Source organism: Streptomyces sp. NPDC048516 (genome assembly GCF_043199875.1).
Classification (GTDB): domain Bacteria; phylum Actinomycetota; class Actinomycetes; order Streptomycetales; family Streptomycetaceae; genus Streptomyces.
In genome coordinates this window covers 64,707-87,595 of sequence record NZ_JBICWS010000013.1, presented here as the reverse complement: position 1 = coordinate 87,595, position 22,889 = coordinate 64,707, and the positions used below count along the sequence as shown (strand labels likewise).

General features: G+C 72.1%; 16 protein-coding genes. 2 read left to right on the top strand and 14 right to left on the bottom strand.

The features are described from left to right. Positions 1-18: 18 nt before the first annotated feature. A complete protein-coding gene (gene lysX / locus ACGFR7_RS24800; protein ID WP_393323194.1) occupies positions 19-3,336 on the bottom strand; it encodes a bifunctional lysylphosphatidylglycerol synthetase/lysine--tRNA ligase LysX in 3,318 nt (1,105 codons plus the stop codon). A 67-nt stretch (positions 3,337-3,403) separates the two neighbouring features. Next, complete coding sequence (locus ACGFR7_RS24795) at positions 3,404-4,264, bottom strand: Ig-like domain-containing protein (RefSeq protein WP_393323192.1); 861 nt, start codon at positions 4,262-4,264, stop codon at positions 3,404-3,406. A gap of 414 nt (positions 4,265-4,678) precedes the next feature. Here ACGFR7_RS24795 and ACGFR7_RS24790 point away from each other — a divergent pair, with 414 nt between their 5' ends. Further along, on the top strand, positions 4,679-4,873 hold the full coding sequence (locus tag ACGFR7_RS24790; protein WP_086718035.1) for a hypothetical protein: 195 nt from the start codon (positions 4,679-4,681) through the stop codon (positions 4,871-4,873). 45 nt (positions 4,874-4,918) lie between these two features. Here the strand turns inward: ACGFR7_RS24790 and ACGFR7_RS24785 are convergent, their stop codons facing one another. The 6 genes from ACGFR7_RS24785 to xylB all read right to left on the bottom strand — a co-directional run bounded on the left by ACGFR7_RS24785 (position 4,919) and on the right by xylB (position 13,129). After that, positions 4,919-6,133 (bottom strand): phosphodiester glycosidase family protein, encoded by a 1,215-nt coding sequence (locus ACGFR7_RS24785; protein WP_393323533.1) that lies wholly within the window; start codon positions 6,131-6,133, stop codon positions 4,919-4,921. A gap of 219 nt (positions 6,134-6,352) precedes the next feature. Then, a complete protein-coding gene (locus ACGFR7_RS24780) occupies positions 6,353-6,991 on the bottom strand; it encodes an N-acetylmuramoyl-L-alanine amidase (RefSeq protein WP_393323189.1) in 639 nt (212 codons plus the stop codon). A 245-nt stretch (positions 6,992-7,236) separates the two neighbouring features. After that, the gene (locus tag ACGFR7_RS24775) at positions 7,237-8,649 is read right to left on the bottom strand and encodes a family 2B encapsulin nanocompartment shell protein (RefSeq protein ID WP_393323186.1); all 1,413 of its coding nucleotides are present in this window, start codon (positions 8,647-8,649) and stop codon (positions 7,237-7,239) included. A gap of 129 nt (positions 8,650-8,778) precedes the next feature. After that, positions 8,779-10,191: a family 2B encapsulin nanocompartment shell protein gene (locus tag ACGFR7_RS24770; protein ID WP_393323530.1), complete on the bottom strand. Its 1,413-nt coding sequence runs from the start codon at positions 10,189-10,191 to the stop codon at positions 8,779-8,781. A gap of 156 nt (positions 10,192-10,347) precedes the next feature. Further along, positions 10,348-11,634, bottom strand: a complete 1,287-nt coding sequence (locus ACGFR7_RS24765; RefSeq protein WP_393323183.1) for an ROK family protein — start codon at positions 11,632-11,634, stop codon at positions 10,348-10,350. A 64-nt stretch (positions 11,635-11,698) separates the two neighbouring features. Beyond that, positions 11,699-13,129, bottom strand: a complete 1,431-nt coding sequence (gene xylB / locus ACGFR7_RS24760) for a xylulokinase (protein WP_393323180.1) — start codon at positions 13,127-13,129, stop codon at positions 11,699-11,701. A gap of 129 nt (positions 13,130-13,258) precedes the next feature. Between xylB and xylA the strand changes: the two genes are divergently transcribed. Then, the gene (xylA, locus tag ACGFR7_RS24755) at positions 13,259-14,422 is read left to right on the top strand and encodes a xylose isomerase (protein WP_393323178.1); all 1,164 of its coding nucleotides are present in this window, start codon (positions 13,259-13,261) and stop codon (positions 14,420-14,422) included. 120 nt (positions 14,423-14,542) lie between these two features. Here the strand turns inward: xylA and ACGFR7_RS24750 are convergent, their stop codons facing one another. From ACGFR7_RS24750 to ACGFR7_RS24725, 6 genes are all read right to left on the bottom strand, one after another. Beyond that, a complete protein-coding gene (locus ACGFR7_RS24750) occupies positions 14,543-15,511 on the bottom strand; it encodes an acetylxylan esterase (protein WP_393323175.1) in 969 nt (322 codons plus the stop codon). A gap of 165 nt (positions 15,512-15,676) precedes the next feature. Continuing rightward, a complete protein-coding gene (locus ACGFR7_RS24745; protein WP_393323172.1) occupies positions 15,677-16,516 on the bottom strand; it encodes an amino acid ABC transporter ATP-binding protein in 840 nt (279 codons plus the stop codon). After that, on the bottom strand, positions 16,513-17,298 hold the full coding sequence (locus tag ACGFR7_RS24740; protein ID WP_129298223.1) for an amino acid ABC transporter permease: 786 nt from the start codon (positions 17,296-17,298) through the stop codon (positions 16,513-16,515). Before ACGFR7_RS24740 ends, ACGFR7_RS24745 begins: the two co-directional genes overlap by 4 nt. An 11-nt stretch (positions 17,299-17,309) precedes the next feature. Further along, on the bottom strand, positions 17,310-18,113 hold the full coding sequence (locus ACGFR7_RS24735; RefSeq protein ID WP_393323169.1) for a basic amino acid ABC transporter substrate-binding protein: 804 nt from the start codon (positions 18,111-18,113) through the stop codon (positions 17,310-17,312). 250 nt (positions 18,114-18,363) lie between these two features. Then, positions 18,364-19,284: a homocysteine S-methyltransferase gene (mmuM, locus tag ACGFR7_RS24730; RefSeq protein WP_393323166.1), complete on the bottom strand. Its 921-nt coding sequence runs from the start codon at positions 19,282-19,284 to the stop codon at positions 18,364-18,366. Positions 19,285-19,447: 163 nt separating this feature from the next. Further along, a complete protein-coding gene (locus ACGFR7_RS24725; RefSeq protein WP_393323164.1) occupies positions 19,448-22,747 on the bottom strand; it encodes a glycoside hydrolase family 2 TIM barrel-domain containing protein in 3,300 nt (1,099 codons plus the stop codon). Between the last annotated feature and the right edge of the window lie 142 nt (positions 22,748-22,889).

Below are 22,889 nucleotides of genomic sequence, written 5' to 3'. Positions count from 1 at the left end.
AGCGGGCCCGCGCTGCCGTCAGCGGCGCCGCACCAGCGGGAACGGCAGCGTCTCGCGGATCGACAGCCCCGTGAGGAACATGACCAGCCGGTCCACGCCGATGCCCAGACCACCCGTCGGCGGCATCGCGTACTCCAGGGCCTGCAGGAAGTCCTCGTCCAGCTCCATCGCCTCCGGGTCACCGCCGGCCGCCAGCAGCGACTGGGCGGTGAGCCGCCGCCGCTGCTCCACCGGGTCGGTCAGCTCCGAGTAGGCGGTGCCCAGCTCGGTGCCGAACGCGACCAGGTCCCAGCGCTCGGCGAGCCGCGGGTCCCGCCGGTGCTGACGGGTCAGCGGCGAGACATCGGTGGGGAAGTCCTTGTAGAACGTGGGAAGCTCGGTCCGCTCCTCCACCAGCCGCTCGTACATCTCCAGCACGATGTCGCCCCGGCCCATCTCCGGCTTCACCGGCACCGACGAGGCAGCGCACAGCCGGCGCAGCGCCTCCGGTGCGGTGTCCGCGTCGACCTCCTCGCCGAGCGCTTCGGAGATCGCGCCGTATACGGTCTTCACCGGCCAGATCCCCGAGATGTCGTGCTCGACCAGCCGGCCCTTCTCGTCCGCCTTACGGGCGGTGGCGCTGCCGAACGCGGCGACCGCCGCGCCCTGGATCAGCTCCCGGGTCAGGTCGAGCATCACGTCGTAGTCGGCGAACGCCTGGTACGCCTCCAGCATCGTGAACTCGGGGTTGTGCTTGTAGGAGATGCCCTCGTTGCGGAAGGTCCGCCCCATCTCGAAGACCTTCTCCATACCGCCCACGCACAGCCGCTTGAGATACAGCTCCGGCGCGATCCGCAGATACAGATCGAGGTCGTAGGCGTTGATATGGGTCTGGAAGGGACGGGCGTTGGCGCCGCCGTGGATCTGCTGCAGCATCGGCGTCTCGACCTCGAGGTAGCCGCGCTCGATCAGACCCTGGCGCAGTGCCTGTACGGCCGTGCTGCGCGCCCGTACGTTGTCCCGCGAATCCGGCGAGACGACCAGGTCCACATACCGCTGGCGGACCTTGGCCTCCGGGTCGGTCAGCCCGCGCCGCTTGTCCGGCAGCGGCCGCAGGCACTTGGCCGTCAGCCGCCACCGGGTCACGAACACCGTCAGCTCACCGCGGTCGCTGGTGGCGACCTCGCCCTCGGCCTCGACATGGTCACCGAGGTCGATGTCCGCACCGAAGCGTTCCAGCAGCTCCTTGCCGCTGCCCTCCCGCGTCAGCGCGATCTGCAGATCGCCCGACCAGTCCCGCAGCACCGCGAAGAGCACGCCGCCGTGGTCGCGGGTGAGCAGCACCCGCCCGGCGATGCTGACGGTCTTGCCGGTCCGCGCGCCGGGCGTCAGGTCCGGGTACTCGTCGCGGACCTCGCCCAGGGTGTGCGTACGCTCCACGCCCACCGGGTACGGGTCGGTGCCGGACTCCCGCAGCCGCTCCAGCTTCCGGTGGCGCACCCGCACCTGCTCGGGCAGCGCGGCCAGTTCCCGCTCGTGCAGCTCCTCCTCGGTGGCCGGTCCGGTCTGCACCAGGCCGAGCTCGTCCAGCGACGGCAGACCCGCGGTGCTCGCCGGGGCCAGCACCCGCTTCTGGTGGCCCTTGCCCCACAGCTTGCCCAGGCTCGGCACGGCCACGAAGCCCTCGGCGATACCGGAGGCCAGACCGATCCGGGCCAGCGCACCGGCGTCCGCGTAGCACAGGAACCTCGGGTACCACTCCGGGTTGTACTTCGCGTTGGAACGGTAGAGGGCTTCCAGCTGCCACCACTTGGAGAAGAACAGCAGCAGGCGGCGCCAGAACTTCAGCACCGGCCCGGCACCGATCCGGGCGCCTTCCTCGAAGGCGGACCGGAACACCGCGAAGTTCAGCGAGATCCGGCGCACGCCCATGGCACCGGCCTGGGCGCACAACCGGGCCACCATGAACTCCATGACGCCGTTGGGCGCGGTGCGGTCACGGCGCATGACGTCCAGCGAGATGCCGTCCTTGCCCCATGGCACGAAGGACAGCAGCGCGATCATGTTGCCGTCGCCGTCGAACGCCTCGGCCAGCAGGCAGTCCCCGTCCTCCGGGTCGCCCAGCCGGTCCAGCGCCATCGAGAAGCCGCGCTCGGTCTCGGTGTCCCGCCAGGCATCCGCCCGGCGGATGACCTCCTGCATCTCTTCGTCGCTCAGAGCGGAGTGGCGCCGTACGCGGAAGGTCGCGCCGGTGCGCTCGACGCGGTTGACGGCCTGGCGGGTCACCCGCATCTCCCGGCCGTCGAGGTCGAAGTCCTTCACGTGCAAGATCGCCTCGTCGCCGAGCTGCAGCGCCCCGAGGCCGCTGCGGGCGAACGCCTTGGCGCCGCTCTCGCTGGCCCCCATGACGGCGGGCTGCCAGCCGTACCGTCCGGCGACCTCCAGCCAGGCCTCGATGGCCTGGGTCCATGCCTCCCGGTCACCGACCGGGTCGCCACTGGCCAGACAGACGCCGGCCTCGACGCGGTAGGTGACGGCGGCCTTGCCGCTGCGGGAGAAGACCACGGCCTTGTCGCGGCGGGAGGCGAAGTAGCCGAGCGAGTCCTGGCTGCCGTAGCGGTCCAGCAGCGCCCGGATGCGGGCCTCTTCGTCGCCGTGCAGCGCGGCTTCCATGCGCTGCGAACGGAACAGGGTGGCCGCGGCGTTCAGCAGCGCCAGCGCCCCGAGCAGGCCGAGCACGGCGCTGGTCCAGTGCGGCGGATGGCCCTCGATCAGCCGACCGCCGACGAGTCCGCCGCAGACGCGGTTGGCGGCCCACAGCAGCCGGTTGCCGGCGCCGGCCTCCAGCGTGCCGGGAACCAGCGAGACCAGGCCCCAGCCGATCAGCACCGCCCCGGCGAGCCCGCCGACCAGCACCAGGATCGCGCGCAGGAACGCACCGCGCCGGGTGATCGCATAGAACTCGCGGTGCGCCACGAGCAGCAGCACCAGCGCCCCGGCGCACAGCACCAGGGAGAACGCGTACTCCCAGTACCCCCCGGCCAGGAACAGCGCGTCGGCCAGGGCGACCAACACCATGTAGGTCACCACGAACCACAGCGCCACCTGCTTGCGAGCGGTCATCGCCGCGGCCAGGAGGAAGAGGAACACCGCATAGGCGAAGTTCGGCACCACCGGGATGGTGAGCGTGTTCAGCCAGTAGATCACCGGGTGGAATCCGCGCCGGAGGGGCCCGATCAGCGCCATCAGGGCACAGAAGAGCCCCAACACGCTGAAGATGATGGCGAAGCCATTGGGGACGCGGCGCCGGAAGCGCTGCCACCCCGTGAGTTGATCCTGGTCCTGCACGGTGCTCATTCCGTCACGTTAGGCTTGGAAAGGGTTCAGCTGCGCGCCGCGCGGCGCGGGTACTCTGCCACGGGGATCAGCCGTCATTCCAGTCTCCGATCCCGATGGCCCTGTTGTCTTCCCCTCGTACGGAGGGTGCGGTGGCCTCTATGGGGCCACTCCTGTGGACCTTGCCACAAACCGGCTCCAGGTCCGAGTCGGTGCAACTCCGGCCGATGGTGAACTTCAGGTCATAGTCGCGGACGAAGTAGCGGCCGCCGCCGGAGTCCACGCCGTCGAGAGCCGCCCGCAGCGTGACCTCGGTGCCCCGTTTCCAGGGCCGCGCGGGCCGCCAGTCCACCCGGTCGCCGCCGTCGCGGTCCTGTCCCCACTCCCACGACCCGGTCATCCGGCCGTCGGCGGTGACGCTGAGCCGTCGCTCGACCGCGGACCTGTCGGCCACCGGGAAGTTGAAGAGGACCGTAAGGGGCCGGACGGCGCCGGCCGCCGCGTCCGGCGAGCGGGGATCGAGCATCAGGGTGTTGTGCCTGGCCGCGGTCGCGGTGGTCAGCGACTCCTTGACCGCACCGACACCGCCCTGTGCGTTCCTGGTCCTGGCGACGACGGAGTACTTGGTGCCCGGTGCGGTCTTCGCCCTGGACGTCCAGCTCGCCCCGCCGTGGCCGAGTCCGCCGGGCAGCTGCCGTCCGCTGGGTTCGGTGACGGACACCTCGGTCAGGACGCCGCCCTCCGCCGTTACCTGCAGGCGGTCGCCGGCCTGCACGGTCCTGGCCCCGTCCGCCGCGCCCAGCGCCACCTGCACCGGATCGCCCTGCGGGGACGCCTCCGCGCTGCCCCCGCACCCGGTGAGCGTGCCGGTGGCGATCACCGGGAGCAGCGCGAGTGCGACGCGCCGCGGCCGGGAGGGCCGTCGGCGGCGGTAGGGGGGCTGGCTCATGTCGGGTGCTTCCGTCTGCGGTGGGGAGGGGGTGGCGTGGGGGGCGTGGGGGCGTGGGGGGAGGGGCGGCACTGTCGGCCGCTAAGACGAGGAATCGCCATACCTCGTTGCAGGGAGTGATGTGATCCACGGCACAGTGGTGGACCGGCCGTGGCGGTGCGGGGTGGCGGACCGGCGCCGGGAGCTTGCGGTGATATAGGCGATTGATTCCGCACGGGCCGGTCGCCGGCCGCCCCTGCCCCGCCTCTGGCATCTGCCCGCGGCGCCCCGCCGGCGTCCGCCCGGTGTCCCGCGGTGACCCGCAGTGATCACCTGATCGGAGCACCCGGAGGAGAACCTGACATACCCCGAAATACGCCAAACTGGCCACCCCTTGCTGCCCGTTCGGGCGGCGGTTGAGGAGGTGTGCGTCCCATGGCCATTTCCATCTCGGTCGTCCTGCTGCTGGTCGTCCTGACCGTGATCTTCCTGCGCAGTGGCAAGCTCAAGATCTCGCACGCTCTGGTGTGCGCGCTGCTCGGCTTCTACCTGGCGAACAGCAGCCTCGCGCCGGACATCCACCAGGGACTCTCCGGCGCCGCGGATGTGGTGAGCAGCGTGCGACCGTGACGGTGGCGGCCTGCGGCCGGGTGCCGCGGGCGGCTGCCCCGGCGCTCACCCGGCGGAGAACACCCCGATCGCGTTGGGCACCGGCCGCTCCGCCCCGCCCGACGGATGGTTGCGGACCGTGGCCCCGTACCTGTCGCCGGTGACCAGCGTCGATGACCCGCCGCCGTCCAGGTCCATCGCGTCCCGCGCGCCCAACTCCACCATCAGGTCCGCCAGTTCGCGCACCGTCAGCCCGGTCTGGCCGGGTGCCCCGTCCAGCGCCATGAGATACAGCAGCCGCCCGCGGTCCCCGGTCCCCGCGGACGTACGCACCGCCACCGCGACGCCGTCCAGACCGGCCACCGGCTCGTCGTCCCGCACGATCGGGAAGCCGCCCACCGCGAACCGCAGGGGGGAGGGCCCCCGGCCGACGAGGCGGGAGACGAGATGTACCGGTTCACCGGGCTCCAGGGCACGCAGCCGTCGCGCCCCCTCCTCCCGGCCCACCAGCACCACACTGCCCCCGGGCACCCCACCGCTGCCCGGGACGTCCTCCACCGCCGTCACCCGGCCGTGCCGGACGGTCACCTCCGTGGTGTCCCTGCTGCACGGTGCCGCCCGGTCGGTGTCCGTGCCGCAGGTGGCGCGCATCCGGGACACCGTGCCCCACCGCGGGGTGTAGGCGCCGATGCCGCCGACGGGGAGGGCGTACTGGTTCAGACCGCGCAGCGGCAGCGTCCCCTCGGCGGTCAGCACCGTGCCGCGCAGCGTGAGCCGGTCCAGCCGGGCCCGGTGGTCGTAGCCGACGCCGATGACGTCCTCGGTGGTCGCGCCCGGCGGCATGGCGGGACCGAACCGCTGACCATCGGGCACCGCGCCCTTGAGCTGCCGCCCCGAGGCCACCGCCGGGCCGACCGAGGCGCCGGTCGCCTGCACGCCCGGATGCTGGGTTTCGGTGATGTTGAAGAAGTCGCCGTTGACGGCCCCCACCGCGCCGCGCTCGGCCGCCAGCACGGACACCGGCGACCGCGCGCCGACCGCCCCCGGGTACAGCAGATCGACCGACACCCGCGGATCGGCCAGATCGACCGTCAGCAGATGCCCGTGCACGAGGCCGCGGGGCACCGTCATCCGGAATTCGCCGTAGGCCACACCGGGTGCCACCAGCCGGGTGGAAGAGCGGCGCAGAGCGCTGTCCGCGGCGGTGGCCCGTGCCCCGCCCGCCATCCCTCCGCCGGCCAGCACCCCCCACGTCACCAGCACCGTCAGCGCCGCGTGCACTCGACCGAATCGCCGCTTCACGATCCCCCCTGACGTCGTGCCAACTGTCCCAGGTGCCGGAGACGTTCACTATGACCCGGAGATGTCATCAATCCGTAGACCCGCACCACGGCCGTCGTGTCGCCGTCTCCGCCGGGGGCCGGATCGCGCCGACCCGGACACCCGTCCCGCTGGGCGTGCCGCTGGGCGTGCCGCCGGGCGTGCCGCGGGGCGCCCGCGTCATCCGACACCCCGCCAGGAGGCCTCGTGGACCAGCATCAGATAGCGCGCCCAGTCCCAGAACTCACCGGGGTCGGTGTGGTCGGTGCCCGGCACCTCGACATGGCCGATGATGTGCTCGCGGTCCTTGGGGATCCGGTAGCGGTCGCAGATGGCGGCGGTGAGTTTGGCGGACTGCTCGTAGAGCGGGTCGGTGAACCACGTCGGGTCGTCGATCCAGCCCTCGTGCTCGATGCCGATGCTGCGGGTGTTGTAGTCCCAGTTCCCGGCGTGCCAGGCGACGTCCCGCTCCCTGACGCACTGCGCGAGCTTGCCGTCGGCGGACCGCACGAGATAGTGCGCGGCCGCCTTGTGCCGGGGGTCCCGGAACAGCTTGAGGGTGTCCTTGTAGGTCTCCTGGGTCACATGCACCACGACCTTCTCGACCGGATACTGCGTCGGGCGGTCGGCGGCGGTGTAGTTGGACGAGCTGGCCGGAACCCACTGGTGCGGGGGGTAGGCGCCGCCGCCCGGAGCCTGCCGGTGCGCGGCGGCCCCGGCCCCGGACGCGGTGAGAGGAACGAGTGCGGCGGACGCGGCGAGCGCGGCCGCACCGGTGAGCAGGCGACGGCGGTCCGGGCAGCGGCGGTCGGGCTCCATATGAACTCCTGACAGGGACCATGGGGGGCGTGGTCGCGTACATGTCACACACTGCGGTGCGTTCATGATGCGCAACAGGGCACGCCCTGCCAAGGGAATGGCCGCTTCGCCAATGGCTCGACCAAAGGCAGGAACGGCGCAGGTCAGGAGAGCGGAGATACCTGATCGGACGTCACCCGGGTGCCGCGCCCCCGGCCCTGACGGCCGAACGCGGGCGTGGCACCCGGACCGAGGTCCCCCGCCGGTCAGTGACCGATCTCTACGTCCTCCAGGATTCCCAGCGCGTCCGGCACCAGCACGGCCGCCGAGTAGTAGGCGCTGACCAGGTAATTGATGACGGCCTGGTCATTGATCCCCATGAAGCGCACCGACAGCCCGGGCCGGTACTCGTCCGGGATGCCGGTCTGGTGCAGCCCCACCACGCCCTGGTTCTCCTCGCCCACCCGCAGCGCCAGGATCGAGCTGGTCTGGTCCGGGGTGATGGGGATCTTGTTGCAGGGCAGCAGCGGGATGCCCCGCCAGGCACGCACCGCCGTGCCCTCGCACTCCGCGGTGGTGGGGTAGATCCCCCGGGCGTTCCACTCCCGGCCGATCGCCGCGATGGTGCGCGGATGCGCCAGCAGGAACTGCGTCTTACGGCGCCGGGAGATCAGCTCGTCCAGGTCGTCGGGGGCCGGCGGGCCGCTGCGGGTGTGGATGCGCTGCTTGAGGTCGGCGTTGTGCAGCAGCCCGAACTCGGGATTGTTGATCATCTCGTGCTCCTGGCGCTCGCGCAGCGCCTCCACGGTCAGCCGCAGCTGCTGGTCCAGCTGGTTCATCGGGTCGTTGTAGAGATCGGCCACCCGCGAGTGCACCTTCAGCACGGTCTGGGCCACGCTGAGTTCGTACTCCCGCGGCGCCAGGTCGTAGTCGACGAAGGTGCCCGGCAGGGCCGGTTCGCCGACATGGCCCGCGGTCAGCTCGATGGCCGCCTCACCGTGCTTGTTCTGCGCGGGGACCAGCGCCTCGCGGAACTCCTCCAGGTGGCTGCGCAGCGACTCCGACCGGCCCAGCACCTCTTCGAGGTCGCTGCGGTAGAGGGTCAGCGCGGTCACCCGGGTCACCGCCCGCACGGAGTGCTCCCACTCCGCGTCCGGTGTCAGCAGCGCCGCGGCGCCGAGGGCGTCACCGTCGGCCAGCACCCCCAGGACCGTCTCGTCGCCGTACTTGCCGGCGCCGATACGGTCGAGCTTGCCGTGGGCGATCAGGATGACCCGGTCCGTGGGCGCGCCGCTCCGGACCAGCACCTCGCCGGGGGCGAACTCCCGCTGGACGAAGCGGTCCGCCAGCGTCCGCAATGTCGCGGCGTCGGTGTACCCGCGCAGCGGCGCCAGCTCCCGCAACTCCGCCGGGATCACCCGGACTTCGGAGCCGGTCGAGGTGAACTCCACCCGGCCGTCGCCGAGGGTGTGGGTCAGGCGGCGGTTGACGCGGTACGTACCGCCGGAGACCTGCGTCCAGGGCAGGATGCGCAGCAGCCAGCGGGAGGAGATCCCCTGCATCTGCGGCACGGTCTTGGTCGTGGTCGCCAGCTTGCGGGCGGCCGCGGTGTCCAGGCTGGACCGGCTCTGCTCGACCGGGGACTGCGGGCCGGACGTCGGATCCACCGATGTGGTCATGGAGAAGGCTCACCTGTTCTTGTCGGTGCGTGCTGTGCTGTGCGTGCGAGGCCTGCAGGTGCGTACGGGCGGCGCGGCCGGGCGGGGATCGGGCCGCCCGCGGGCGCGCCGTGACGTTGTGCGGGCCGGTCAGTGGCCGATCTGTACGTCGTCGAGAACGCCCAGCGCATCCGGCACGAGAATGGCCGCCGAATAGTAGGCGCTGACGAGATATTTGATAACTGCGCGATCGTCGAGTCCCATATAACGCACCGAAAGGCTCGGCTCGTATTCATCAGGAATTCCGGTCTGGTGCAGACCGACAACTCCCTGCTTTTCTTCGCCGGTGCGCAGCAGCAGAATCGAACTCGTCCGCTCCTTCGTCACCGGAATCTTGTTGCACGGGAAAATCGGTACCCCGCGCCACGACGGCAGCGAATGCCCCATGAAATCGACCGCGGCCGGATACAGACCGCGGGCACTGCACTCCCGCCCGATCGCGGCGATCGTGAGGGGATGGGCGAGCAGGAAGCCCGGGTCCTTCCACACCGTCGCCAGCAGGTCGTCGAGGTCGTCGGGGGTGGGCGGGCCGGTGCGGGTGTGGATGCGCTGCTTGAGGTCGGCGTGGTGCAGCAGCCCGAAGCCGGGGTTGTTGATCATCTCGTGTTCCTGGCGCTCGCGCAGCGCCTGGACGGTCAGCTTCAGCTGCTCCTCGACCTGGTTCATCGGGTCGCTGTAGAGGTCGCCGACCCGGCTGTGGGCGCGCAACACCGTTTGCGCGACGCTGAGTTCGTACTCCCGCGGCGTTACGTCGTAGTCGACGAAGGTACCGGGGAGGGACGGCTCGCCGTGGTGGCCCGAGGTGATGGAGACCGCCGATTCCCCCGTGGTGTTCGTCGGCAGTGCGGCGTCCTGCCCGGCCTCCGCCAGATGGTCGCGCAGGCCGGGGGAGCGGTCGGTGATCTCCGCCACGGCCTGCCGGGACAGCGCCATCACGGTCACCCGGGTCACCGCGCGATAGCTGAACTCCCATGTTGCCCCGGGGTCGGTCAGCGGCGCGTCGCCGAGGTGATCGCCGCCGGCCAGCGCCTCGAGCACCGACTCGTCGCCGTATTTGCCGGTACCGATACGGTCCACCCGGCCGTGTGCGATCAGCACGAGCCGGTCGCCCGGGGTACCCGCCTCGGCGATCAGTTCACCGGGTGCGTAGTCCTGCTGGGTGAACCGCTCGCCGAGCGCGGCCAGTACCTCGGTATCGGTGAAGTCCCGCAGGGCCGGCAGCTCGCGCAGCTCGTCGGGGATGATCGAGACATCGCTGCCGCTGATATCGAAATCGATGCGCCCGTCGCCCAGGGTGTACGTCAGCCGGCGGTTCACCCGGTAGGTGCCACCGGACACCTGCACCCAGGGCAGCAGCCGCAGCAGCCAGCGGGAAGTGATGCCCTGCATCTGCGGCGCGGTCTTGGTGGTGGTCGCCAGATTCCGCGCGGCGGTGGTACTCAGACTGGAATTCTGAGCTTCTTCCGCACTGCCGGGCAGTGATTCGTCGGCAATCGTCACAATGCCACCTGTCTCTTCGGAGGGCGCGATGCGGACCGCCTCCGAAGCACCCTTTCACGGGAGTTCCGCGGCAGCCCGCCGAACCGAAGATAGTGGTGCTGTTTTTATCGACACAATCGCTCGATGGAGTGGCATGGAATTCTCTTTCCATGGATAGGTTTAGCGGGTTCCATTCCGGGGAGAGTGTGCCGGGGCGCAGGAGCGGAGTGGATCGTCCAGCACGGCCTGCAGCGCCGCGTGCGCGGCCCCCAGCAGCGGTCCGTCCGCGCCCAGGCGGGACACCGTCACCAACGGCCCGCCGGTCCGCCCGGGATCCGCCGCGACGGCCGTGCGCAGCGCCAACTCCCGCTCCAGGGACGGCAGAATCCAAGGCGCCAGCCCGGCCAGCGCGCCCCCGAGGACCACCGCCCGGGGATCGAGCAGATTGACCGCCCCGGCGAGCGCGATACCGAGCGCCGTCCCCGCCTCGTGCAACGCCCGTACGACGGCCGTGTCCCCGTCGGCGGCACGCCGCGCCAGCAGTCCGGTACGGGCACCCGGTCCCGGATGAGCGGCCGCCGCCCGCCCGGGGACGAGCCCGCCCGCGCGCAGCACGGCCTCTTCCCCGGCGTACTGCTCCAGACAGCCCCGGCCGCCGCAGTCGCACACCGGGCCGTCCGGATACACCGGCACATGCCCCAGCTCGCCCGCGAACCCCCGGGCCCCCCGCAGCAGTTGACCGTCCACGACGACCGCGGCACCGATACCGATCTCCGCCGACACATGCACGAAGTCCGGGGGCGGGCCCGGCCGTGAGTCGCCCCCGCCCAGCCGCAGTTCGGCCAGCGCACCGAGGTTGGCCTCGTTCTCTACGGTGAGCGGAAGGGCCGGGGAGCCGTCCCGCGGGGCCGTCGCCCCGGCAAGCCCCGGTGCGAGATCGGCGGCCCGCCAGCCGAGGTTGGGGGCGTGCAGCACGGTCGTCGCACCGCGGGCCACCAGACCGGGTACGGACACCGCCAGCCCGGCCGGCCGCAGCCCCTCGGCGGCGATCGCGTCGGTCACCTCCGCGAGCAGCGTGGACAGCCGCCGCAGCACCGGCCCGGGAGCGCTGTGCCGGTTCGCCGCACCGGCCGCCACCCGGGCCCGGACCTGCCCGCGCAGATCGACCGCGCACACCGCCAGATGATCGACGCCTATCTCGGCACCGAGCCCGGCCGGGCCACGGTCGCTGACCGCCAGCTCGCTGCCCGGCCGGCCCCGGCCACCGGTGGCCGCCCGCCCCGCCTCCACCAGCAGGCCCGCCCGCAGCAACTCGTCGACCAGGGGGGCCACCCCCGCCCGGGTCAGCCCGATCCGCGCCGCGACCGCAGGACGCGAGAGCGGCCCCTGCGCGGCCACGGTCCGCAGCACCCGGACCAGATTCCGCCGCCGGATGCCGTGCTGGGTGTCGCCGCCGGGCTCGGTCACAGGGGTCTCCTCGGGGTGCGGGCGGGAGCGCGGTCCCTCCCGGTGGACGACTGCGGTGGCGCGGTCACCGCCGCAGCAGTGCCTCGCCGTCGGCGAGCGTCGCCGCCAGCCGGTCCCAGGCGGCGCCGTCCCGCGGCTGCGCCTCGTACTCCGCGCCGCGCGCCGTCCCCCAACGACGGGCCACCGCCGCCGGGTCCTCCTCCAGCAGCAGCCCGGCCGCCTGCGCCGCCGCGCCGAGCGCCACCAGCTCCTGCGCCTCGGGCACCACCACCGGGCGGCCCGACATCCGGCGGACGGTTTCCCGCCAGGCCCGGCCCTTCGCTCCGCCGCCGATCAGCAGCAGCGGCGTATCGGGCGCGGCATCCGCGTCCAGCACCCGGTCCAGGGCCTGCAGCAGCGCGAACACCGCGCCGTCGTACGCCGCCTGGAGCAACTGCCCGGCGGTGGTGTCGTGCCGCAGCCCGTGGACCAGGCCCGAGGCACCCGGCAGGTTCGGGGTGCGCTCCCCGTCGAGGAACGGCAGCATCACCACCTCGCCGCCCCCTTCCACGGCCTCCCGCTCGCGCCCCAGCAGTCCCGCCACCCGGTCCACGGCGAGGGTGCAGTTCAGGGTGCAGGCCAGCGGCAGCCAGTCGCCGCGGGCATCGGCGAACCCCGCCACGGTGCCGGTCGGGTCGGCGGGCCGGTGGGTGGAGACCGCATAGACCGTCCCCGAAGTGCCCAGGCTCAGCACCGGCTGCCCGGGACGCAGGCCCAGCCCGAGGGCGGCGGCCATGTTGTCTCCCGTCCCGGCAGCCACCAACGCGCCCTGCGGCAACGGCAAATCACCGGCGTGCACCGTCCCGGCGGCCTCGCCAGGGAGCGCCACCCGCGGCAGCGCCTCGGGGGACAGCCCGACGTGTTCCAGGATCTCCGGGTCGTAGGCCCCGGTGGACGACGCCCACCAGCCCGTCCCGGACGCATCGCCGCGGTCGGTGACCGACTCGCCGGTCAGGCGCTGGGTGAGGTAGTCGTGGGGCAACCGCACCGCGGCGGTGGCGGCGGCCGCGGACGGCTCGTGCTCCCGCAGCCAGGCCCACTTGGCCACGGTGAGCGCCGGCCCCGGCACGCTCCCCACCCGCTCGGCCCAGGCCCGCGCGCCGCCCAGCTCCGCGATCAGCCGCTCGCTCTGGGGCGCGGGACGGACGTCGTTCCACAGCAGGGCGGGGCGCACCGGCTCACCGGCCGCGTCCAGGGTGACCAGCCCGTGCTGCTGTCCGCCGACGGACACCGCCGAGGCCTGCCGCGCCGCGTCGCCGCACTGCGCCAGCGCCTCGCCCAGCGCCCGCCACCACTGCGCGGGGTCGCTCTCCTTGCCGTCGCCGCCGCCGACCGTGTGCGGCGCCTGCCCCCGGGCGACGACGGCACCGGTCGCCGCGTCCACGACCAGCGCCTTGGTGGACTGTGTCGAGCTGTCCACCCCGACGACCAGCGGTCCCGCTGACTGTGTGCCCATCGTGCACTCTCTCCCTCGGTGGCCCTGCTCCACGGCCTGGGTCCAGGGGGTTCCCCGGCGTGCTGCCGCATATTAGTTTGGCCGCGGCGTAATTTGTAAAGTGCGTTGACGAAATCACCGGGAGTCGCGATGAGTCACCAGCCCGTGCCCGAGGACAAGTTCAGCTTCGGTCTGTGGACCGTCGGCTGGCAGGGCCGTGACCCGTTCGGTGATGCCACCCGCCGCGCCCTGGACCCCGTCGAATCGGTCCACCGCCTCGCCGGCCTCGGCGCGTGGGGCGTCACCTTCCACGACGACGATCTGATCCCGTCCGGGGCTGGGGACATCGAGCGCCAGGCGGCCGTCACCCGCTTCCGGAAGGCGCTGGACGCCACCGGCCTGATCGTGCCGATGGCCACCACCAACCTCTTCACCCACCCCGTCTTCAAGGACGGCGCCTTCACCGCCAACGACCGCGACGTCCGCCGTTACGCCCTGCGCAAGACGCTCCGCAATATCGATCTCGCCGCCGAGCTGGGCGCCCGCACCTATGTCGCCTGGGGCGGCCGGGAGGGCGCGGAGTCCGGCGCGGCCAAGGACGTACGGGCCGCCCTGGACCGGATGAAGGAGGCCTTCGACCTCCTGGGCCAGTACGTCGTCGAGCAGGGCTACGACCTGCGGTTCGCCATCGAACCCAAGCCCAACGAGCCGCGCGGCGACATCCTGCTGCCCACCGTCGGCCACGCCCTCGCCTTCATCGAGCGGCTGGAGCGCCCGGAGCTCTACGGCGTGAACCCCGAGGTGGGGCACGAGCAGATGGCCGGGCTCAACTTCCCGCACGGCATCGCCCAGGCGCTGTGGGCGGGCAAGCTCTTCCACATCGACCTCAACGGCCAGAGCGGGATCAAGTACGACCAGGACCTGCGCTTCGGCGCGGGCGATCTGCGGTCCGCCTTCTGGCTGGTCGACCTGCTGGAGACGGCCGGATACGACGGGCCGCGGCACTTCGACTTCAAGCCGCCGCGTACCGAGGACCTGGACGGCGTCTGGACCTCGGCGGCCGGCTGTATGCGCAACTATCTGATCCTCAGGGAGCGCGCCGCGGCCTTCCGCGCCGACCCGGCCGTCCAGGACGCGCTGCACGCCGCGCGCCTGGACCAGCTGAGCCGGCCCACCGCCGAGGACGGCCTCGCCGGGCTGCTCGCCGACGGCACCGCCTATGAGAACTTCGACGCCGAGGCGGCGGCCGCCCGCGGGATGGCCTTCGAGCATCTGGACCAGCTCGCGCTGGAGCACCTGCTGGGGACCGTCTGAGAACCGCCGACCGGCCCGGCCCCATCCGACCGGCCCGGCCCCATCCGGCCGACCTGGCCCGGCGCGCCTTCCGGCCGACCTGGCCCGGCGCCTTCCGGCCGGACCGGGCGGCCGGAAGACTCAGCCGCCGAACAGCCGGCGCACAAAGGCTATTTCGGCCGCCCGCTGCTCGCCGCCACCTCCCTCATGGGCATTGAACCGCCACACCTTCAGCTCCTTCTCGCCCGCGTAGTGGTGGTGTGCGGCGAAGCCGGTGGACGGCGGCACCACCTCGTCCCGCAATGCCGTGCCGAAGAGCGCGGGCGCGGTGGCGCGGGCCGCGAAGTTCAGGCCGTCGAAGTGGTCCAGGGTGCGCAAGGCGGTGTCGATATGGCCGCGGGCCCCCGCGAAGTAGCGGGTGAGCTCCCCGTACGGCCCGGAATCCGTGAGGTCGACGGCCCGGCGGATGTGGGTCAGGAACGGCACATCGATCAACGCCCCCGCCAGAGAGGGGACCAGCCCCGCCGTCGCCAGCGCGGCGGCACCCCCCTGACTGCCGCCGGCGACCACGATCCGGCCGGCGTCCACCGCCTCGTGCCCCCTCGCCGCCTCCACGGCCCGTACGGCGTCGGTGAACAGCCGCCGGTAGTAGTAGCCCTCGGGATCGAGCAGCCCCTGGGTCATCTTGCCGGGCACACCCGGATTGCCGGAGCCGACCGGATCGGGGGTGTCACCGGGCCGGTTGGGGCCGCTCTGCCCACGGGTGTCCATGACGAAGGCGGCGTACCCCGCGGAAGGCCACAGCAGCCAGTCGTGCACCGCCCCCCGGCCGCCGCCGTACCCGAGGTACTGCACGACGCACGGCAGCGGCCCGCCGGCCGCGCGCGGGAAGAGGAACCAGCCGCGGATACGGTGCCCGCCGAAGCCGGAGAACGTCACATCATGGGTGCGCAGCAGCGTCAGCCCCGCGTCGACCTCGGTGAAGCGTGCATCGAGGTCATGGGCACGGGCTTCGTCGAGGGTGCGCTGCCAGAAGGCGTCAAAACCGGCCGGCTCGGGGCGCGGCGGGCGGTAGTTGTGCAACTCGTCCAGGGGCAGGTCGGTGAACACAGAAAACCTCCGAGCCGTAGGTGGCTGCTGCCTGTCGCAGGCGGTGTTCACGGGCGGGACGGTTCAGATGGGGCTTGGCCCGGCCGGCACCGGTGACGGCGGCTTCGAGAGCCGCATGCCGACACCCGCCGGCGCCCGCCCACGACCTCCGACGGCAGCGGTAGGTCAGCGATCGATGCGCTTGCCCGCCGCGCCGGTGTCCGTGACCTCACCCACCTCGGCGGCGGCCGGATCCAGCACCCGCGCCAGGAACGTCCTGGTCCGCTCGTGCCGAGGGGCGCCCACCACCTGCTCCGGAGTGCCCTGCTCGACGATCACCCCGCCATCCATGAACACCACCCGGTCGGCGACCTCCCGCGCAAAGCTCATCTCGTGGGTGACGACGAGCATCGTCATCCCCTCCTGCGCCAGCGCCCGCATCACCGCCAGCACATCGCCGACCAGCTCCGGGTCCAGCGCCGAGGTCGGCTCGTCGAAGAGCATCAGCTCGGGGTCCATGGACAGCGCACGGGCGATGGCCACCCGCTGCTGCTGCCCGCCGGACAACTGCGCCGGATAGGCGGTCGCCTTGTCACTGAGCCCGACCCGTTCGAGGTTGGCGCGGGCGATCCGCTCCGCCTCGTCCCGGTCGCGGCGCAGCACCCGCCGCTGGGCGATCGTCAGGTTTTCCAGCGCGGTCAGATGCGGAAAGAGGTTGAAGGCCTGGAAGACCATCCCGATCCGCTGCCGGACCCGGTCGATGTCCACGTCCGGGTCGGTCACCTCGGTGCCGGCCACCATGACCCGGCCCGCGCTCGGCTCCTCCAGCAGATTCACACAGCGCAGCAAGGTCGACTTCCCGGACCCCGAGGGCCCGATGACACACACCACCTCGCCGCGCGCCACCGAGAAGTCGATCCCGCGCAGCACCTCCAGCTCACCGAACGCCTTGCGCAGGCCCTGTACGTCGATGGCCTTCGCGTCCGTCGTCCCCGGTACCGCCTGGTCGGTCGTCACGCCGCTCACCTGGCCTTCGCCGTACGGGCCTCCAGCCGACGGACCAGTTGGCCGAGCGGGAGGGTGATCACGAGATAGAGCAGCCCGGCGATCAGGATCGGGGTCAGGCTCTTGTGCTCATTGAGCGCATCGCGCCCGAAGTTGGCCAGCTCGAACTGGGTGAGGGAGAGCCCCAGCAGATACACCAGCGAGGAATCCTTGGTGAGCAGGATCAGTTCATTGGTCAGCGGCGGCAGCACGATACGGAACGCCTGCGGAATGACGATCGAGATCATCGCCCGGCCGTGCGACATCCCCAGGGAGCGCGCCGCCTCCGTCTGGCCCTTGGGGACCGCCTGAATACCGGCCCGGATGGTCTCCGCCATATACGCCGCGCCCACCAGCCCGAGCGACAGCATGACCGTGACGTTCATATCGAGTGCGACCTCGAAGGCCAGCGGCACACCGAAGCCGAGCGCGATGAACACCAGCAGACAGGGAATCCCGCGGAAGAACTCGATATAGGTGACCGCGATCCAGCGGTAGGGCGGCACCGAGGAGAGGCGCATCAGGGCGAGCACCAGTCCCAGCGCCAGACCGAAACCGAAGCCGAGCAGGGTGTAGAGGACGGTGTTGACCAGCGCCGTGGTGATGATGTCGGGGAACAGCGCCTTCGCGACCTCCACGTCGAAGAACGCCATCCGCAGCTGATGCCAGTCGGCGATCAGCGCGAAGACCACCACGGCCAGGACCAGCACGCCGTACTGCACGCCGCGGATCACCCGGGCGCGCTGTCGTTTCGACAGAGACATGACGGCGGTCCTCAGCTCTGCGGGGTGGTGCCGAACCACTTCTTGTAGATCCGGTCGTAACTCCCGTCGGATTTCGCCTTCTTGATCGCTGCGTTGATCTTCGTCCGCAGTGCGTCGTTCCCCGTGCGCACACCGATGCCGTAGTGCTCACCGGTATTGAACTCCGCGGTGACCGCGGTGTCCGGGTTCTGCTTCACATAGTCGAAGAGCACACCGTTGTCATTGATGCCGGCATCGACTTGGCCGGACTTCACGGCGGTCAGCAGCAGCCCCAGATCCTCGAACTCCACCAGCTCGACGCCCTTGCCGTGCTTCTTGGCGTAGATCCCGCCGGTGGTGGCCTTCTGGTAGCCGAGCTTCTTGCCCTTGAGGTCCTCGACCTTCTTGAAGGGCTTGCCCTTCTTCGTCAGCAGCGCCTGAGTGGCATTGAAATACGGGTCGGAGAAATCCATGACCTTGTCCCGCGCGGACGTGATCGTCATACCGGCGGCGGCCAGATCGCATTTGCGGATCGTGAAATCCTGGCCGGTCTCAATGCCTTCGAAGGGGGTGTTGACGATCTCCTGTTTGACGCCCAGTCCCTTGGCGACCAGGTCCACCAGATCCACATCGAACCCGACGACCTTGCCGTCCTTCTTCACCTGGAACGGCGCGTAGGGAAGGTGGGTGCAGGTCTTCAAGGTCCCGGAGGAGACCAGTTCCAGGCCACCGGAACCCTTCTTCCCGCCGGACGTGGTGCTGCTGCACCCCGCCAGAACGGCGACGGCTGTGGCTGCGGCGACGGCTATGACAGGCAACGCGGAGCGAGCGGACACAGGCCCTCCAGGGGCAGGATGAACATCAACCAAGCCGTGCGTGCTGCGATGTGGCTGCATCCTGCCACCGGTCCTGGGCTCTGTCGCCGCCGCGGCGGTTGCGTCTGTGTAACGCCTTCGGCCCGCATCCGGGACCGTGAACGGGCGGCAGGGCCCGCGCCCGGCCGCCGCTCACACGCCCGTGCCGGCGCCCCGGCCGCCGCTCACGCGCCGCTGCTGCCACCCCGGCCGCCGCCCCCGGGCCGCCCCTTCAGCGGCCGAGCCCCGCCGCCAGCTCGGCGATGGCTTGCGGACCCACCCGGCAGCAGCCGCCGATGAGCCGGGCACCGTCCGCGGCCCAGGCGGCGACCCGGTCCGCGCGGAACGCCGCCTCGCCGCACCAGGCCCGCGCCCCCGCGTCCCAGCTCTCCCCGCTGTTGGGGTAGACCACCACCGGCTTGCCGGTGACCTGCGCCGCCAGCCGCACCGCCCGGTCCGCATCGTCCGGTGTGCAGCAGTTCACCCCCACCGCGATCACCTCATCGGCCTCGGCCGCCACTGCGAACGCCTCCGTCAGCGGCTGCCCGGCCCGGGTGCGGTCACCGGCCACGCTGTACGACAGATAGGCCGGCACACCCAGTCCGCGTACCGCCCGGAGCAGCGCCCGGGCCTCCTCGGCATCCGGCACCGTCTCCAGCGCCAGCACATCGGGCCGCGCCGCGGCCAGCACCTCCAGCCGCGGCCGGTGGAAACGCTCCAGCTCGTCCACCGACAGGCCGTACCGGCCGCGGTACTCGGACCCGTCCGCCAGCATCGCCCCGTACGGGCCCGCCGACGCGGCCACGTACAGCGGCCCGGCAGCCCCGCCGGCCAGCGCCCGCCCGGCCGCCTCGCGGGCCAGCTCCACGCTCCGGCCCAGCAGTGCCGCGGCCCGCTCCGCACCGATACCGCGCTGCGCGAACCCCTCGAACGTCGCCTGATAGCTGGAGGTGAGCGCGACCTGCGCCCCGGCCTCGTAGTACGCCAGATGCGCCTGCACCACCGCCTCCGGCTCCTCGGCCAGCAGCCGCGCCGACCACAGCGCGTCACCGAGGTCGTGCCCGGCGTCCTCCAGCTGATTGGACAGCCCGCCGTCGAGGACGACCGGCCCCGCGGCGAGGGCGCCGGCGAGCGGCGGGGACGTGCTGATCATGGTGCAAAGCCTCTCGTGCTGCGGGACGCGTGGGTGCTCACGCCTCACCCCGGATCGTATCGCCGGCCGGTGACAACACCCCTGGCCGCAGCGGGGCGCCGACGTGCGGCAGGGGTGCGCCGGCCGCCACGGCACGGCGGCCGGCGCACGGTCGGCGCGGGGTTCAGCCCAGCGACGAGAACACGAACGAGAACCGCGCCGGCGCCACCTCCAACCGGTGCTGCGGCAGCACCCCCGGTCCGCACGACTGGCTGCCGATGCCGTGCTGCGCATGGTCGAGATGGAGCCACAGATCCTCGCCGGGCCGCAGATCCGTGGTGTGGCGGGCCGCGGCCAGCTCCTCGGTCGTCCACCGGCGGGCGGTGAGGAAGAAGTCCGGATCGCCCTCGATCCGCAGGCCCGAGCCGTCCGAACGGGTCAGCTCGGCCCAGCGCACGCCGGCCCGGGCACCGTTCTCCTGCGGCCGCACATACGGCGTCTGCAGCGAATCCACCGGCATCGACCAGCGGCCGACCCGGGTGGCCGCCCGGGTGTCCGGATAGCCCTCGCCCGGCCCGCCGCCGAACCACCGGGCCAGGACCAGGCTGCCGCACACCCGCATCCGCACTCCGAGCCGGGGCAGCGGAACCGGCCAGTCGCCTTCGGGGTCGACGCACAACTCCAGCCGCAGCAGATCCCGTTGAGCCGTCCATCGGTAGACCGTGCGCAGTGCCAGCGGCGACCCGGCCGGGGCGATCCGGGACCGTACGACCACAGTGTCCGGACCGGTCTCGACGGCATCGACGCGGTGCCGCATCCGGTGCAGGCCGATCCGCCGCCACTCGGTGGCGGGCCGCGGCCCCGGCTGCCAGGGCGCGGCCTCATCGTTGTCGGTCGGCGCCCGCCAGACGTCCAGCCGGGGGCCGCCGATCCGGACCCCGTCCAGATAGGCCAGCGCCCCCGTCCCCGCGTCGAAGGTCCCAGCGCCGAGGACGATCACATTGCCCTCGCCACGGCGCGGAGCGGCGGTGGCCGCCGGGGGCGTGAAGGCCGGGCGCGGGGCGGCCGGCAGCTGGCCCCAGGCGATCTCGTGCCCGGCGGATGCCCAGGGGGTGTCCTCGTCCAGCACCGCCCGGACCGTCCAGAGCGCTTCGCCCTCGTCCCCCTCGTGGCCCGCGTGGCTCTCGTGGTCCTTGTCGTCCGGCTCGACCGGCGGCGCCGGCAGCCGCACCACGGCCGACTCGCCGGGCCCCAACGGCGGCACCGTGAGCCGGCCGTGACCGCGCAGCTGACCGTCCACCTCGTAGCTCCACCGGAAGCCGAGGCGGTCCAGGCCGGCGAAGTCGTACAGATTGGTGATCCGGACCGCGCCCGCCCCGCCGTCCTCGTCGGTCCCGGTCCCGGTACCGGTCCCTGCCCCGTCCCCGGTCTCGTCTGTCCCGGCCTCGATCCGTACCGGTTCGACGACCTTCTTGAACTCCAGCAGGCCCGGGGAGGGCACCCGGTCGGGGAAGACCAGGCCGTCGCAGACGAAGTTCCCGTCGTGCAACTCCTCCCCGAAGTCTCCGCCATAGGCGTGGAACACCTCACCGGCGGGCGTCCGTTGCCGCAGCCCGTGGTCGATCCACTCCCAGACGAAGCCGCCCTGGCAGCGTGCATAGCGCTCGAACAGCCGTTGGTACTCGCTCAGCCCGCCCGGCCCGTTCCCCATCGCGTGCGCGTACTCGCAGAGGAGGAAGGGGAGTTGACGCCGCCGGGCATCCAGCTCCGGATCGGACAGCGGCGCCTCGGCGCGCCGCCCGATGCGCTCCACCTCGGCGTGGTCGGCATACATCCGGGAGTAGACGTCGGTGTCGGCGCAGCTGGGGTCGCCCTCGTAGTGCAGCGGCCGGGACGGGTCGCGCTCGCGCATCCAGGTGGCCATGGCGGACAGCCCGCGCCCCGTACCGCACTCGTTTCCCAGCGACCACAGCACGACGGCGGGGTGGTTCTTGTCCCGCTCGACCATCCGCCGGGCCCGGTCGAGCAACGCCGGCTCCCAGCGCGCGTCATCCACCGGATTGTCCCGCCAGCCCTGCCCGCCGAACCCATGGGTCTCCAGATCGCACTCCTCGACGACCCACAGGCCCAACTCGTCGCACAGGTCGAGGAAGGCGGGGTGCGGCGGATAGTGGCTGGTGCGCACCGCGTTGATGTTGTGCTGCTTCATCAGCAGCAGATCGCGGCGCATCGTCTCGGGGTCGAGGGCCCGTCCGTAACGCGGATGGAACTCGTGGCGGTTGACGCCGCGCAGCAGGATCCGGCGTCCGTTCACCTTCAGCAGCCCGCCCTCGACGCGGACCGTACGGAATCCGATGCGCAGCGGGATCCGTTCACCGGAGGTCACCAGCTCCCCGTCGTAGAGGTGCGGCGCTTCGGCCGTCCAGGGGCGTACCGGCACCGTCGCGCTCTGACCGGTCGCCAGATCGAGGCCGAGGGCCGGGACCGTCACCCGGCCTTCCGGCTCGGACTCCACCCGCAGGGTGCCCCGGCCCGTGACGTGATCGAAGCCGGCGTGGACGAAGTGGTCGGCAACCGACCCCGCCGGACGGCGGTGCAGCGAGACCTCCCGGAAGATGCCGGGCAGCCACCACTGGTCCTGGTCCTCCAGATAGCTGCCCGACGACCACTGGTGGACGCGTACCGCCAGTACATTGCCGCGTGGCCGCAGCAGCGGCCCGACCTCGAATTCGTGCGGCAGCCGGCTGCCCTTGAAGTGGCCCAGCTCCTGGCCGTTGAGCCAGACCCGGGCGCAGGATTCCACCCCGGCGAAGTGCAGCACCGCGGGGCCCTCGCCCCATCCCCCGGGCAGATCGAAGACCTGCCGGTGATCGCCCGTCGGGTTCTCGTCCGGCACCCGCGGCGGATCGACCGGGAAGGGGTAGGCGGTGTTGGTGTAGGCGGGTGCCCCGATCGGCTGCGCGGTGCCGCGGCCCTCGTAGGAGCCTTCCGAGGCGAAGCGTCCCTGGAGCGCCCAGTGGCCCGGCACCCGCAGCTGGGGCCAGTGCGCGTCGTCGAAGTCCGGGCGGGCGAACGAGTCGTCCTCGGCGGTGGCGCTCGCCGAGAGCCGGAACCGCCAGCGGCCGTGCAGCGAGAGCCGGACGGCATCCGACCTCGGGTACCAGGCGCGCGGCGGCAGGGCCCCGCTTCCCGGTGAGCGGTCCTCGTAGTACGGGGGGTGCTGGTCCTGGCCGGGGTGGTGCGGCGCGTTGCCCGTCCCGTCGGCGGTCCGGGGCGGCGGTGCGTTCTCCGTCCCGTCGGCGGTCCGGGGCGGCGGTGCGTTCTCCGTCCCGTCTGCGCGCTGGGTTGCGGGTGCGGCGGTGTCCGTACCGTGGGCGCTCCGGGGTGGCGGTGCGTCGGCGGCGCGGATCGGCGGTGCGTCGGCGGTCCGGGGTGGCGGTCCGTACGACGTGTGGTGCGGCGCGTGCGGCGAGGTGCCGGTCACTGGTCCTCCTGCTGCGGGCGACGTGCCTGGCCGTGGGGGGATCAGTTCAGCGAATCATGTGCGGCGGCACGGCGCAGCCGGATGCGGAGGATGGGGCCGGAGCGCCGGGGGAGTGCTGCCCGGCCGGCCGCCCGGACCAGGA

What these genes read in the sequence shown, in the direction of transcription:
- lysX (WP_393323194.1), bottom strand. Translation starts at nt 3,336, where the DNA reads ATGAGCACCGTGCAGGACCAGGATCAACTCACGGGGTGGCAGCGCTTC.
- ACGFR7_RS24775 (WP_393323186.1), bottom strand. Translation starts at nt 8,649, where the DNA reads ATGACCACATCGGTGGATCCGACGTCCGGCCCGCAGTCCCCGGTCGAG.
- ACGFR7_RS24740 (WP_129298223.1), bottom strand. Translation starts at nt 17,298, where the DNA reads ATGTCTCTGTCGAAACGACAGCGCGCCCGGGTGATCCGCGGCGTGCAG.
- ACGFR7_RS24790 (WP_086718035.1), top strand. Translation starts at nt 4,679, where the DNA reads ATGGCCATTTCCATCTCGGTCGTCCTGCTGCTGGTCGTCCTGACCGTG.
- ACGFR7_RS24780 (WP_393323189.1), bottom strand. Translation starts at nt 6,991, where the DNA reads ATGGAGCCCGACCGCCGCTGCCCGGACCGCCGTCGCCTGCTCACCGGT.
- ACGFR7_RS24795 (WP_393323192.1), bottom strand. Translation starts at nt 4,264, where the DNA reads ATGAGCCAGCCCCCCTACCGCCGCCGACGGCCCTCCCGGCCGCGGCGC.
- xylA (WP_393323178.1), top strand. Translation starts at nt 13,259, where the DNA reads ATGAGTCACCAGCCCGTGCCCGAGGACAAGTTCAGCTTCGGTCTGTGG.
- xylB (WP_393323180.1), bottom strand. Translation starts at nt 13,129, where the DNA reads ATGGGCACACAGTCAGCGGGACCGCTGGTCGTCGGGGTGGACAGCTCG.
- mmuM (WP_393323166.1), bottom strand. Translation starts at nt 19,284, where the DNA reads ATGATCAGCACGTCCCCGCCGCTCGCCGGCGCCCTCGCCGCGGGGCCG.